The sequence below is a fragment of the Luteibacter sp. P4_E6 genome, from assembly GCF_056401535.1.
In genome coordinates this window covers 1-12,165 of the sequence record NZ_JBFUJE010000086.1, presented here as the reverse complement: position 1 = coordinate 12,165, position 12,165 = coordinate 1, and the positions used below count along the sequence as shown (strand labels likewise).

Below are 12,165 nucleotides of genomic sequence, written 5' to 3'. Positions count from 1 at the left end.
GCGCGGGCCCGCTCGTTGTAGCGGCGCCCTGCTTCTGTAGGAGCCGATTCATCGGCGATGGGTGTTACCGAGACGCTTGATCAACAGCCAGGTTGAGCTTCAACACATTCACCCGAGGCTCGCCGAGCACACCGAGCTGGCGCCCGTCGGTATTGGCGGCAATCAGCTCGCGCAACTTCGCGGGGTCCAGGTGCCTTGCCCTGGCCACGCGAGCCAGCTGGTACTCGGCCGCGGCCGGGCTGATCTCCGGATCCAGGCCACTGCCCGACGCCGTCACCAGGTCCACCGGCACGGCGGCCTTGTTGAGGGGATCGGCGTTACGCAGCGCGGCGATGCGATCGCTCGCCGCTTTGGCCAGGGCCGGGTTGGTCGGGCCCAGGTTCGACGGGGTGGACGCCGCGGCATTGTTCGGGCCCGGCGTGGTCGCCGACGGGCGACCCCAGAAGTAGCCGGGCGCCGTGAACGACTGGCCGATCAGCGCGGAGCCGACCGGCTTGCCATCACGTTCGACCAGGCTGCCCGCCGCCTGGTGCGGGAACAGCAGGGCCGATAGCCCACCGACCACCGCCGGATAGGCCACGCCGGTGACCGCGGTCATGAGCAGGAGCAGGACGATGGCGTTACGCAGCAAGGTGGTCATGGGAGTTCCTTAGTAGTGCAGGATCGCGTCGACGACGGCGGTGGCCTGGTAGTCCTTGCGGCCACCATTGTATGCATCGACGTCGTAAGACCGGTCGTAACGGATTTCGGGACGGATCTCGAGATCCGGAGTCACCCAATGGGTCATGCCGAGCGTGTGGCTGGTGTACTTGGTCGGGTACCCGGTGCGCTGACCCTTCTGGTCGTTATAGAACTCGTTGCGGAACGAGATCATGTTCTTCGGATCCAGTTCGACGTTGAAGTAGTTCACGATGCCGTACTCGCCGGCCTTTCCCGGGAACGGCGACGAGCCGGCGACTTTCGGATCGAAGTCCTCGCCATAGCCCGGAATGTTGCGGCCGTACATGTAGTACGCCTCGGTGAGCATGTGTACGTTGTCACTGAAGCGATGGCCCCAGGTGGTCACGTACATCTGCACGTTGTTGTAGTTGTAGTCGGAGTTGTTGAAGCTGTTCACGCAGGGATAGAGCATGTCGTTGTTGTCGGACGACACGTAGCGTACGCAGGCCTGCAACGTCGGGCGTGCCGAATGGTTCCACACCGCGGTGTCGTTGCCACCGTTGATGCCCACCTGCAAAGTCCACTGCTGGTTGAGGCGCGTCGTGGTCATCACACCCATCTGGGTGTACGGATCCACGGTGTAGAGGATCGAGTGGGTGACCAGATAGTTGTTAGGCGAGAACTGCGCCTCGATGTCCGGCAACGACAACCAGCGACCGATGCGGATATCCATGCCTTCGGCAATGTGCGGCAGGTAGATGTCACCGTAGAACAGCATCGGGTCATAGCCGTAAATCTTGCCGTTGAGCGGCTCGTTCGGCTTGGGATTGTTGAGAAGCTGGTTGCTGAAGACGCCCTTCGCCGTGGTGAAGTGGTAGTCATAACCATAGAGGTTATCCAGGTGGAAGCCCCAGTCCACGTGATCGGTCTGCACGGTGTCGGCCAGGCGCTCGATGCGGAACAGGGCCTGGTTGAACTCGATGCGATTAGGACGCACCGCGTACGACACGGGATAGTTCGTGTGCGAGGACGTGCTCAGGTTGGCCGAGGCATTGAGCCAGCCATAGACCTCGATGCGATTGTCCTTCATCCACTTGCCGACGCTGTTGCAGGCAAGTGCCTTCTCGAGCGGGTACTGCGAATTCTCGTTCGGCGCACCGATCGGATAGGGGACGCCACCTAGCTGCCATTCCGCCGAGGGGAACGGCGGTGACGAGAACGGCGCGGCCATGCCGCGGCGTGCCGGCGCCTCAGCGTTGGGATCGGCCGGCTGGGCATCTTCGCGGTAGGCGGCGGCAAGGCGGCTACCGAATCCCTGGGAGCAGTCGTCACTGCCCGAGGCCATGGCCTTGGTGACAGGTGCGAGTGCGAACATGGCGGCGAGGAAAGCATAACGAGTGGTACGCATGGCGTTTTGACCGATCCCTTTCGGGACCCCTTTATCGGTGGAGTGGGTGGGTTGGGCTTTACAGAAGACGGCGTTCAGATGCCGGCGTAGCCGCCGAGCGTGTATTCGTCGTCGTTGGGCGGTGTTGCCGGAACCATGCGCGGCTTGATTACCGCGATCGGCGCGCCCGCAACGGCAGCGACGTGTTCCGGGGCGACGACGCGGACTTCCATGTCCAGGTCGGCGTGGTCTTCGATGAAAACGGTGAGCTTCACGGAATGCATGGGGCGACCTCGGTCAGGCGAGTCCAAGAAGGACCAGCAGCATGTCGATCAACTTGATGCCAATGAAGGGCACGACGATGCCGCCAAGCCCGTAGACGAGCAGATTTCGACGCAGGAGCGCGCCAGCGCCGAGCGCGCGGTAGGCCACGCCCTTCAGTGCGAGCGGAATGAGACAGATGATGATCAGCGCGTTGAAGATCACCGCGGACAGGATCGCGCTGCGTGGCGTGGCCAGGTGCATGACGTTGAGCGCATTGAGTGCGGGGTACGTCGTGGCGAACGCCGCGGGAATGATCGCGAAATATTTGGCGATATCGTTGGCGATGGAGAACGTGGTCAGCGAGCCGCGGGTGATCAGCATCTGCTTGCCGATGGCGACAATCTCGATCAGCTTGGTCGGATTGGAATCCAGGTCGACCATGTTGCCGGCTTCTTTCGCCGCCTGCGTGCCGCTGTTCATGGCCACGGCCACGTCGGCCTGGGCCAGCGCCGGTGCGTCGTTGGTGCCGTCGCCGCACATCGCCACCAGGCGGTTCTCGGCCTGCATGTCGCGGATGAGCTTGAGCTTGGCTTCCGGCGTTGCCTCGGCGAGGAAGTCGTCGACGCCGGCTTCGGCCGCGATCGCCGCCGCCGTGAGCGGGTTGTCGCCGGTGATCATGATGGTGCGGATGCCCATCTTGCGCATCTCGGCGAAGCGCTCCTTGATGCCGTCCTTGACGATGTCCTTGAGCTCAACCACGCCCAGGGTCAGGGAGCCGTCGACCACGACCAGCGGCGTAGCTCCACGACGGGCCACGTCTTCGGCCATGCGGCGGACCAACGGCGGCATGTGGCTATCCTGGGAGTCGAGGTAGCGCTCGACCGCGTCCATCGCACCCTTGCGGATATGGCGGGTGCCGACATCGACGCCGCTCATGCGGGTCTGCGCGGTGAACGGCACGAACTCGGCGTGGCGATCGTCGTGGCGGCGCTCGCTCACGCTGGCGGCGATGAACTTCGCGGCCAGCGTAACGATGCTGCGGCCCTCGGGCGTTTCATCGGCACGCGAGGCAAGCTCGGCGGCTTCGGCCAGTTCGCGTTCCTCGATACCCGGGGCCGGATGGAACGCCACGGCCTGGCGGTTGCCGAGCGTGATCGTGCCGGTCTTGTCGAGCAACAGCACGTCCACGTCACCGGCGGCCTCGACCGCGCGGCCCGACGTGGCGATGACGTTGGCGCGGATCATGCGATCCATGCCGGCGATACCGATGGCCGAGAGCAGGGCGCCGATCGTCGTCGGAATCAGGCAGACCAGTAGCGCGATGAGTACGGTCAGGCTGATCGGCTCACCCGCGCCGGCGGCCTGCACGCTGTAGATCGAGTACGGCAGCAGCGTCGCACAGGCCAGCAGGAAGATCAGGGTGAACTTCGCCAGCAGGATCGTCAGCGCGATCTCGTTCGGCGTCTTGCGGCGAGAAGCGCCTTCGACCATCGAGATCATGCGGTCGAGGAAGCTCTCGCCGGGGTTGCTGGAAATGCGCACCACGATCCAGTCGGAGAGCACGCGGGTGCCGCCGGTGACCGCGCTGCGGTCGCCGCCGGACTCACGGATCACCGGTGCGGATTCGCCGGTGATCGCACTCTCGTCGACGCTGGCCGCGCCGACTACGATCTCGCCATCGCCGGGCACGATCTCACCGGCTTCGACGAGGACGTGATGGCCGAGGCGAAGCTCGCTGGACGGGGTGAAGACAATGGGCGCCTCGCGGTCTGCGGAAGCGAGCTTCTTCGCCATCACGTCACGACGGGAACCGCGCAGCGCATCGGCCTGGGCCTTTCCGCGACCTTCCGCCAGCGCTTCGGCGAAGTTGGCGAACAGCAAGGTGAACCACAACCAGAGGCTGACCCAGAAGATGAACGCGGTCGGCGCTTCGGCGTGACCCGTAAGGGCCTGCACCCAGAGCAGCGTGGTGGCCACGCTGCACACGAAGACCACGAACATCACCGGGTTGCGGAACTGCATGCGCGGCGAGAGCTTGCGGAACGCGTCGACGAGGGCGCGAGTCACCAGCGCGCGATCGAAACCACGCGGAGTATGGGCTTGGGAAGTCATGGATCAGTGGCCCGTAGCGGACATCAGTTGTTCGGCGATCGGCCCAAGGGCGAGTGCCGGAAGGAAGGTCAGTGCGCCGACGACGATGACGACGCAGGCAAGCAGGGTGACGAAGAGCGGTGTATGCGTTGGCAGGGTGCCGGCGGTTTCCGGCACGTGACGCTTGGCGGCCAGTGAGCCAGCCATGGCGAGCATCGCGATCGCCAGCGGGAAACGGGCAAGGAACATGCAGATGGCCAGCAAGACGTTCCAGAAGGGCGTATTGGCGGAAAGCCCACCGAACGCGCTGCCGTTGTTATTCGACGCCGAACTGACCGCGTAGAGAATCTCACTGAAACCGTGCGCTCCGGGGTTGGCGACTGCCGCTGTGCCGGCCGGCGTCATCACCGCGATGGCCGTGCAGATCACCACCAGGGCACATGGAATCAGTACGGCGAGGCTCGCCATCTTCATCTCGTGCGCTTCGATCTTCTTGCCGAGGTATTCCGGTGTACGACCCACCATCAGCCCGGCAATGAACACCGCGACCACGGCGAAGGCGAGCATGCCGTACAGACCCGAGCCGACACCGCCGAAGATCACTTCACCCAGCTGCATCAGCCACATGGGCACGAGGCCACCGAGCGGCGTAAGCGAGTCGTGCGCGGCGTTCACCGCGCCGCAGGACGCTGCCGTCGTGATGGCGGCGAACAACCCGGACGCGGCGATGCCGAAGCGCGTCTCCTTGCCTTCCATGTTGCCGCCGGCCTGCGTGGCCGAGGCCTGCGCGTCGATGGCCAACCCGTGCAGCGCCGGGTTACCGGCCTGTTCGGCGGCTACGAGTCCCAGCGTCAGCGGGACGAAAATAAGCAGCATGGTGGCGAGCAGCGCCCAGCCCTGGCGGCGATCGCCGACCATGCTGCCGAAGGTGTAGCAAAGTGACGCCGGAACAAGAAAGATCGCCAGCATCTCGACGAAGTTGGAGAACGGCGTCGGATTCTCGAACGGATGCGCGGAGTTGGCGTTGAAAAAGCCACCGCCGTTGGTGCCGAGCATCTTGATCGCGATCTGCGACGCCGCCGGACCCATCGGCAAGGTCTGCTGGCCGTGCTGCAGGGTCGCGACGTCGACATAGGCCGACACGTTCTGCACCACACCCTGCGAAACCAGCAACAGGGCGATCACCAGGGAAAACGGAATGAGCACGTAGAGCGTGGCCCGGGTCATGTCGACCCAGAAGTTGCCCACCGCTGCGACGCCGCGACGGCTGAAGCCACGGATGACCGCGATCAGCACGGCGATGCCGGTCGCCGCCGACAGGAAGTTCTGCACCGCAAGGCCGATGGCCTGGGTGAAGTAACTCATCGTCGACTCGCCGGCGTAACCCTGCCAGTTCGTGTTCGTCGCGAAACTCACCGCGGTGTTCATCGCCGAATCCGGCGTGATCGCACCGAAGTGCTGCGGGTTCAGCGGCAACCACTGCTGCGTGCGCTGGAGGATGTAGACGACGGCGAGGCCGGCTACGTTGAAGACCAGCATGGCGATGGCGTAGCGCTTCCAGCTCATGTCCTCGTCGGCGCGGATGCCCGACAGACGATAGAGCAGGTTTTCAGCGCGGGCGCCGAAGCGGTTCACGCGGTTGGGCGTCTCGGCGAACACCTGGGCCATGTAGTGGCCCATGGGTTTCACCAGCACGAGGAGGACGGCCAGATACAGGCCGACCTGGAAGAAGTCGTTCGYGGTCATTCGAACCACTCCGGCTTCAACAGGGCGACGCAGAGGTAACCGGTCAGGGCCACCGCAACCACGGTGGCGATAAGCAGGACAAGGGACATGGCGGGCTCCTCAGCGACGACCGAGACGGTCGCAAATCATGAGGAAACCGATCGTCAGCGCCGTAAGGACGACAACGAGAAGGACGTACAGGAGTTCCACGGGTGCATTCCGTCGAAGAAGACGGCGCATTGTTCTCCCGTGGCGATATTTCTTGCGTATCGCGTCGGGCTGGGGGCGTAAAGCCTGCGTAAAATTTCCACGCAGCGCCCTTGTGGGAGCCGATTCATCGGCGAATGAGGACATGTGGGAGCCGATTCATCGGCGAAAAGCCAACGGAGCGGTTTAGCCGAAACCGCCATCGCCGATGAATCGGCTCCCACAGGAAGCGTCAGGGCATCGCCGATGAATCGGCTCCCACAAGAGCACAGCGGCTGGCTTACTGGTGCAGGTTCTGCTGGAACAACTCGTCGATACGGCGGTATTCGTCGTACCAGGAGTCCGGATGCACGAAACCGTGGCGCTCCAGGGGATACAGCGACATCCAGAAGTTCTTCTTGTGCAGCTCGATGAAACGCTGGTACAGGCGGACCGTGTCGCTGGCCAGCACGTTGTCGTCGATCAGGCCATGTTCCATCAGCAGCGGGTCGGACAGCTTGTCCGCATACATGATGGGCGAGCTGGTCGCGTAGGCCTCGGGATCGAGCTGGGGATCGTTGAGGATGTTGGCCGAGTATTCGTGGTTGTAGCTGGTCCAGTCGGTGACCGGGCGCAGGGCCGCGCCGGCCGCGAACTCACCCGGGGCGCGCAGCAGCGCCATCAGGGTCATGAAGCCGCCGTAGCTGCCGCCATAGATGCCGACGCGCTTGGGATCCACGTGCTGGTTCTTCACCAGCCAGGCCTTGCCGTCGAGCAGGTCCTCGAGTTCGGGATGACCCATGTTGCGGTAGATCGCCGTGCGCCAGTCGCGGCCGTAACCCTTCGAGGCGCGGTAATCCATGTCGATCACGACATAACCGCGCTGCACCAGCAGGTTGTGGAACATCTGCTCGCGAAAGTACGCCGGGTAGGACAGGTGCACGTTCTGCAGGTAGCCGGCACCGTGGACGAAGATCACCGCCGGGCGAGAGGCGGCGTTGCCACCGTCCGCCGGACCATAGAACTTCGCCCAGATGGTGCCCGCGCCATGGCTGGAAGGAACCTGGACGATCTTCGGCGCAACCCAATCACGGGCCTTGTAGCCGGGCTTGCGTGTGTCCGTGAGCTCACGGGCAGCCGCGCCGTCCACTCCGATCGTTGCCAGTTGCGACGGAACATACGGCGAAGAGTGCAGGACAGCGAGCGTGCGGCCGTCCGGCGACAGGTTGAAATCGTCCAGGCCTTCGAACGTCGTGATGCGGGTCAGCGCGCCACCGGTCGAGGGCACTTTGTAGATGTCGTAGCTATACGGTGCGACCTGGTTGGTGCGCACGAAAAAGGTCGAACCATCCGGGCTGAGCACGGGGTGGTCGGTTTCAAAGCGGCCGCTGGTGATCGCCGTGGCCTTGCCGCCGAGCGGGCGCGTGTAGAGCTGGGCGAACCCGGATTCCTCGCTGAGGTACCAGAGGGTGCGGCCATCGCGCAGCCAGCCGAAGTCGTTGCCGTCCCAGTTGATCCAGGCCTTGTCGGTCAGGCGGTGCTGGCTGACCAGTGCATGCCTGTCGAAGTCGACGCTGGCGATCCAGCGGTCCTTGTTGTCGATCGCGCGCAACTGCACGGCCACGTTGTGACCGTCGTCGCTCCAGACGATGCCCGGGCTGTACTCGCCGTTGACGATGACGGGCCGGACCTTCGGTGCAGCCAGTGCGTCGGCACGGTCACCCTTGCCGTCCTTGCGCAGCGCGGCCACGGTCTTCGCACGGAGCTCGGCGAGCGGATCCTCGCCGATACCCGGGAGTTTCGCGGTGTCGAGCTCGAAGCTGGTGTGCGCACGGAGGTCGAGCAGCCGCAGGGACTGGGGTGCCGGATCGTTGCGGCCGACGTAGGCGCGCGTGGCCTCGGCTTCGGCGTAGCCGGAGTCGGTGACGTAATGTGTGAGGTCGGCGATCTTGCCGCCATCGGCGTCCTTGGCCTGGGTAACCACCAGCATCCAGCGGCCGTCCGGCGACAACGAGGTATCGGTCACCGTGACGTTCTTGCCCAACCAGAACGGCTGCGGCGCCTGGCCCGGATCGGCGGCGGCCAGCGCCTCTGCGTCGGCCTTCATCGCATCGTCGTCCGCGCGCAGGCTGCGCAACGTCTTGAAGATGGCCTGCTGGTCGTCCTTCAGGTCATCGGATTTCGTCGCTTTCGGATCGTCCTTCTCTTCGAGCAGCGCGGCTGGCGTCACCGGGCCGCCGGCGACCGCGTAGGTGAACCAGGCGTTGCCACTTCGAAAGGAAAGCAGGCGGCCATCCAGGGAGAAGTGCGGGTCTCGCTCCTTCGCCGCCGACCGGGTCACCTGCACCGTGGCGCCCGTACCGAGGTCACGCAGGAAGATGTCACCGTGCCGGATAAAGGCCGCATGGCGGTGCTCGCGGTCGAACACCAGCTTGGTGCCATCGGCGCCCGCGGCGGCCTTCGGATCCAGCTGCACCGGCGCGCCACCGGTGGCTGCGACGCGGTAGAGATCGCGGACCGGCGTGCCGTCGTGCTTCAGCGAGTAGTACAGCTGCGTGCCGTCGACGCTCCAGTAAGCGTCTTCAACCGGTGCGCCGATCCAGTCCGGGTCGGCCATGATGGTTTCCATGTCCAGCGGCGGCGGTGGCGCGGCGAAGGCCGGCGCGGCGGCTAAGACAGTAAGCAGGGCGGCGGCGAGTACGCGCATCGAACGTTTCCCGGGTCTGGCAAATCGGTCGAGGATAGCGCGCCTTTGATACGCTCGGGTCCCCTCCACCGGAGTCGTCCCCCATGCGCGTACTCGTTCCCCGCCTGCTCGCCGCGAGCCTGCTCGTTGCCTGCGGCGCCCACGCCGCCCCCACCAGCCCGCCGCCGACGCCGAAGCATGTGGTCGCCGAAACACTCGCCGGGCAGCCGGTGAACGATCCCTACCGTTGGCTGGAGAACCCGGACGCGGCGGACGTGACGGCGTGGATCGACGCGCAGAACGCCTATACCGAAGCGACCGTCGGCGCGATGCCGCTGGGCAAGACGCTGAGCGCCCGCATCCGCGAACTGGCGATCACCTCGACCACCCGCTCGTCGCCCACGCTGGCCGGCGGCACCTTGTTCTATTTCGAGAACACGCCCCCGCAGCCGCAGCCCGTGCTGGTCGGCAAGGCCTGGCCGGATGGCCCCACCCGCACCCTTGTCGATCTCAACCAGGGTGATGGCAACACCGCCATCACCGAATACTGGCCGTCGCCGAGCGGCCGTTATCTTGCCTACGGCACGGCCGAAGGCGGCAGCGAGCTGACCACCATCCATATCCTCGACACCACCAGCGGCAAGCCGTTGGGCGATGTCCTGCCCCTGGCCGGCGGTGGCACGACACCCCAGGCGCTGGCCTGGGATGCCGACGAGAAGGGTGTGACCTACGCGCGCTTCGAAACGCCGAAGGCCGGTCAGGCCCTGCGCGAGTTCGATGCCGTGCTCGCGCACCACACGATCGGCGAGCCGGCCAGCAAGGACCGCACGGTCTTCGGCAAGGGTTACTCGCACGTCGCCGAGTACATCCTGCTCGAAGGCAGCGCGGGCAAGTCCGTCGCGCTGCTCGCCAACGAAGGCGATGGCGGCCCGGCCGAGGTGTACCTGCGCGAAGGCAAGGGCTCCTTTGCCCGCGTACTCGGCCACGACGCCGACGCGCGCTCGGCCGCGTGGGTGGGCGACCGCCTTTTCGTGGTCAGCTTCGCCGGTGCGCCGCGGGGCAAGATCGTCGCGGTAGGGGCGGGCGGCAAGACCACGCCCGTGCTCGAACAAGGCGAGGGCGCGATCCAGCGCGTGACCCCGCTCGGTGACGGCTTCCTGGTCGTGCGCAGTGCGGGTCCCGACTGGTGGGCCGACCAGTACGACGCAAAGGCAGGCTTCGTTCGTCGCGTACCGCTACCCGCCACGGGTGTCACTATCAGCGGCATCGCCTCCGAGTCCGGCCAGAACAAGGCGCTGATTTCCTACGTCGGCTGGACCACGCCGACCCATTGGGCGGAGTACGACGGCGCCAGCGGTTCGCTGAAGACCATCTTCGAAGTGAAGCCCGCCGCCGACTATTCGAAGGTCCGCGTGACCCGCGTGGACGGCGTCTCGAAGGACGGCAGCAAGGTCCCGGTCACCGTGATCTCGATGGACGGCATCACGCCGAACGGCAAGCGCCCGACCATCCTCTACAGCTACGGTGGCTTCGGCATTCCGGTGACGCCGGGCTTTATCGGCGCCAACCTCGCGTGGCTCGAGCGTGGCGGCGTCCTGGCTTACGCCAACATCCGTGGCGGCAACGAGTTCGGCGAAGCCTGGCACGAACAGGGCCAAAAGCTGCACAAGCAGAACGTGTTCGACGACTTCTACGCCGCGGCGCAGGCCATGGTTTCCTCGAAGTGGACCGACACGAAGCACCTCGGCATCCTCGGCGGCAGCAACGGCGGCCTGTTGATGGGCGCAGCACTCACCCAGCATCCGGAGCAGTATCGCGCCGTGGTCGGAGCCGTCGGTATTTACGACGTGCCGCGCCACGAAACCGCATTCGCGAATGGTCCGTACAACGTGAGCGAGTACGGCACCGTGAAGGACGATGCGCAAGCAAAAGCCACCCTGGCGTGGTCGCCATTGCACAACGTGAAGAAGGGGACGGCGTACCCGGCCGTGCTGCTGACCACCGGTGCCAACGACCCGCGTGTCGCTCCGTGGCAGTCACGCAAGTTCGCCGCGGCGTTGCAGGACGCAAGCACGTCCGGGCAGCCCGTGTTGCTGCTGACACGCATGAATGCGGGGCATGGTATCGGCGCGCCTTTCAGCCAGCGTGTCGGTAATGCGGCGTTGTCAATGACGTTCTTCGCCACCGAGCTTGGGCTCGGCGAGTAAAAGCATCGCCGATGAATCGGCTCCTACTAGGCGAAGCACACCCCGCTCGGTAGGAGCCGATTTATCGGCGATAGGCGCTCGCGAAATCCCACACACAGACAGAACAAGGAAGCCTTCGTGATCGTCTCGGACCTGTTCACCCTGCCCGCCTTCGTGGCGTATCTCGCCCTGGGCATCCTCTACTTCGTCGCCTTCGTGGTGACCTACATCTGGATCACGCCGCAACGCGAGATGGCGTTGATCCGTGATGGCAACCTCTCGGCGGCGATCAGTCTCGGCGGCGCGGCGCTGGGCTTCGTGCAGCCGCTGGCCAGTGCCATCGCGCACAGCGTAAGCCTCACCGACCTTGCCCTGTGGGGCCTGGTCGCATGGGTCGTGCAGTTGCTGACCCACTTTGTGCTTCGGCTGATGGTGCGTGACCTGCGCCAGAAAATCGAAGAGGACGTGAGGTCGGTCGCTCTTTTCGTCGCGATCGTCGCGATATGCGTCGGCGCGCTGAATGCCGCTGCGATGTCCTACTGAGGCACCTGCCATGGAAAAGGACACGAAGACGACGTCTATCGCCCCGCAAAAGGATGCGGCGTTCAAACCCGCGACGGGGTACCGACATCCTTCCTTCTACCCACAGAAGGAACCACTGACGCGCAAGCGAACCGTCGCGATCACCCTGGGTGTGCTTGGCGCCGCGGCGGTGGGCTTCGCCACGCTCGGCGGCAAGGACGTGCAGCGCAACAGCTACAACTCGCAGGAAGACTGCGAGCACGACTACGCCACCGGTCAGTGCACGCGCGACCAGGCGGTCGGCGGCACAGGCTATGCGGGCGGTGGTGGGTACCACTATTACGGCCCGTGGTATCGCAGTGACTGGCGCAATGGTCCGATCAAGGGCGATCCTGGCCCGGGCCGGAGCTACGCCTCCGGGTCCGGCTTCACCGGCCATGGTCCGTCCGGATTCGACT

Annotated in this window: 11 protein-coding genes; 4 read left to right on the top strand and 7 right to left on the bottom strand. The window is 65.1% G+C overall.

Translation table 11 applies throughout. From position 1 onward, the window contains the following. Positions 1–64 precede the first annotated feature (64 nt). From kdpC to kdpF, 6 genes are all read right to left on the bottom strand, one after another. Positions 65–640, bottom strand: coding sequence for a potassium-transporting ATPase subunit KdpC (kdpC, locus tag AC1DT2_RS07890; RefSeq protein ID WP_477295679.1), 576 nt, complete (start codon positions 638–640; stop codon positions 65–67). Positions 641–649: 9 nt separating this feature from the next. Further along, positions 650–2,068 (bottom strand): outer membrane beta-barrel protein, encoded by a 1,419-nt coding sequence (locus tag AC1DT2_RS07885; RefSeq protein ID WP_063571505.1) that lies wholly within the window; start codon positions 2,066–2,068, stop codon positions 650–652. Between the two features lie 74 nt (positions 2,069–2,142). After that, on the bottom strand, positions 2,143–2,331 hold the full coding sequence (locus tag AC1DT2_RS07880; RefSeq protein WP_063571506.1) for a hypothetical protein: 189 nt from the start codon (positions 2,329–2,331) through the stop codon (positions 2,143–2,145). 13 nt (positions 2,332–2,344) lie between these two features. Continuing rightward, the gene (gene kdpB, locus AC1DT2_RS07875) at positions 2,345–4,423 is read right to left on the bottom strand and encodes a potassium-transporting ATPase subunit KdpB (protein WP_477295677.1); all 2,079 of its coding nucleotides are present in this window, start codon (positions 4,421–4,423) and stop codon (positions 2,345–2,347) included. 3 nt (positions 4,424–4,426) lie between these two features. Further along, complete coding sequence (kdpA, locus tag AC1DT2_RS07870; RefSeq protein ID WP_477295675.1) at positions 4,427–6,148, bottom strand: potassium-transporting ATPase subunit KdpA; 1,722 nt, start codon at positions 6,146–6,148, stop codon at positions 4,427–4,429. Beyond that, positions 6,145–6,237, bottom strand: a complete 93-nt coding sequence (gene kdpF / locus AC1DT2_RS07865) for a K(+)-transporting ATPase subunit F (RefSeq protein ID WP_063571509.1) — start codon at positions 6,235–6,237, stop codon at positions 6,145–6,147. The genes kdpA and kdpF overlap by 4 nt, the downstream gene beginning before the upstream one ends. Here kdpF and AC1DT2_RS07860 point away from each other — a divergent pair. Then, on the top strand, positions 6,236–6,418 hold the full coding sequence (locus tag AC1DT2_RS07860) for a hypothetical protein (protein WP_477295672.1): 183 nt from the start codon (positions 6,236–6,238) through the stop codon (positions 6,416–6,418). The two genes, kdpF and AC1DT2_RS07860, sit on opposite strands and share 2 nt — an antisense overlap. Before the next feature lie 196 nt (positions 6,419–6,614). Here the strand turns inward: AC1DT2_RS07860 and AC1DT2_RS07855 are convergent, their stop codons facing one another. Continuing rightward, on the bottom strand, positions 6,615–9,020 hold the full coding sequence (locus tag AC1DT2_RS07855; protein WP_477295670.1) for a S9 family peptidase: 2,406 nt from the start codon (positions 9,018–9,020) through the stop codon (positions 6,615–6,617). 83 nt (positions 9,021–9,103) lie between these two features. Here AC1DT2_RS07855 and AC1DT2_RS07850 point away from each other — a divergent pair, with 83 nt between their 5' ends. The 3 genes from AC1DT2_RS07850 to AC1DT2_RS07840 all read left to right on the top strand — a co-directional run. Then, positions 9,104–11,206 (top strand): prolyl oligopeptidase family serine peptidase, encoded by a 2,103-nt coding sequence (locus tag AC1DT2_RS07850; protein WP_477295668.1) that lies wholly within the window; start codon positions 9,104–9,106, stop codon positions 11,204–11,206. 117 nt (positions 11,207–11,323) lie between these two features. Then, on the top strand, positions 11,324–11,728 hold the full coding sequence (locus AC1DT2_RS07845; RefSeq protein ID WP_477295666.1) for a DUF350 domain-containing protein: 405 nt from the start codon (positions 11,324–11,326) through the stop codon (positions 11,726–11,728). Positions 11,729–11,738: 10 nt separating this feature from the next. Further along, on the top strand, positions 11,739–12,165 hold a 427-nt coding region (locus AC1DT2_RS07840; RefSeq protein ID WP_477295664.1), incomplete at its 3' end, for a hypothetical protein.

Excerpts from the sequence above, each read along its gene's own strand:
- kdpC (WP_477295679.1), bottom strand. The coding sequence starts at position 640 with ATGACCACCTTGCTGCGTAACGCCATCGTCCTGCTCCTGCTCATGACC.
- AC1DT2_RS07885 (WP_063571505.1), bottom strand. The coding sequence starts at position 2,068 with ATGCGTACCACTCGTTATGCTTTCCTCGCCGCCATGTTCGCACTCGCA.
- AC1DT2_RS07880 (WP_063571506.1), bottom strand. The coding sequence starts at position 2,331 with ATGCATTCCGTGAAGCTCACCGTTTTCATCGAAGACCACGCCGACCTG.
- kdpB (WP_477295677.1), bottom strand. The coding sequence starts at position 4,423 with ATGACTTCCCAAGCCCATACTCCGCGTGGTTTCGATCGCGCGCTGGTG.
- AC1DT2_RS07860 (WP_477295672.1), top strand. The coding sequence starts at position 6,236 with ATGGCGGGCTCCTCAGCGACGACCGAGACGGTCGCAAATCATGAGGAA.
- kdpF (WP_063571509.1), bottom strand. The coding sequence starts at position 6,237 with ATGTCCCTTGTCCTGCTTATCGCCACCGTGGTTGCGGTGGCCCTGACC.
- AC1DT2_RS07855 (WP_477295670.1), bottom strand. The coding sequence starts at position 9,020 with ATGCGCGTACTCGCCGCCGCCCTGCTTACTGTCTTAGCCGCCGCGCCG.
- AC1DT2_RS07850 (WP_477295668.1), top strand. The coding sequence starts at position 9,104 with ATGCGCGTACTCGTTCCCCGCCTGCTCGCCGCGAGCCTGCTCGTTGCC.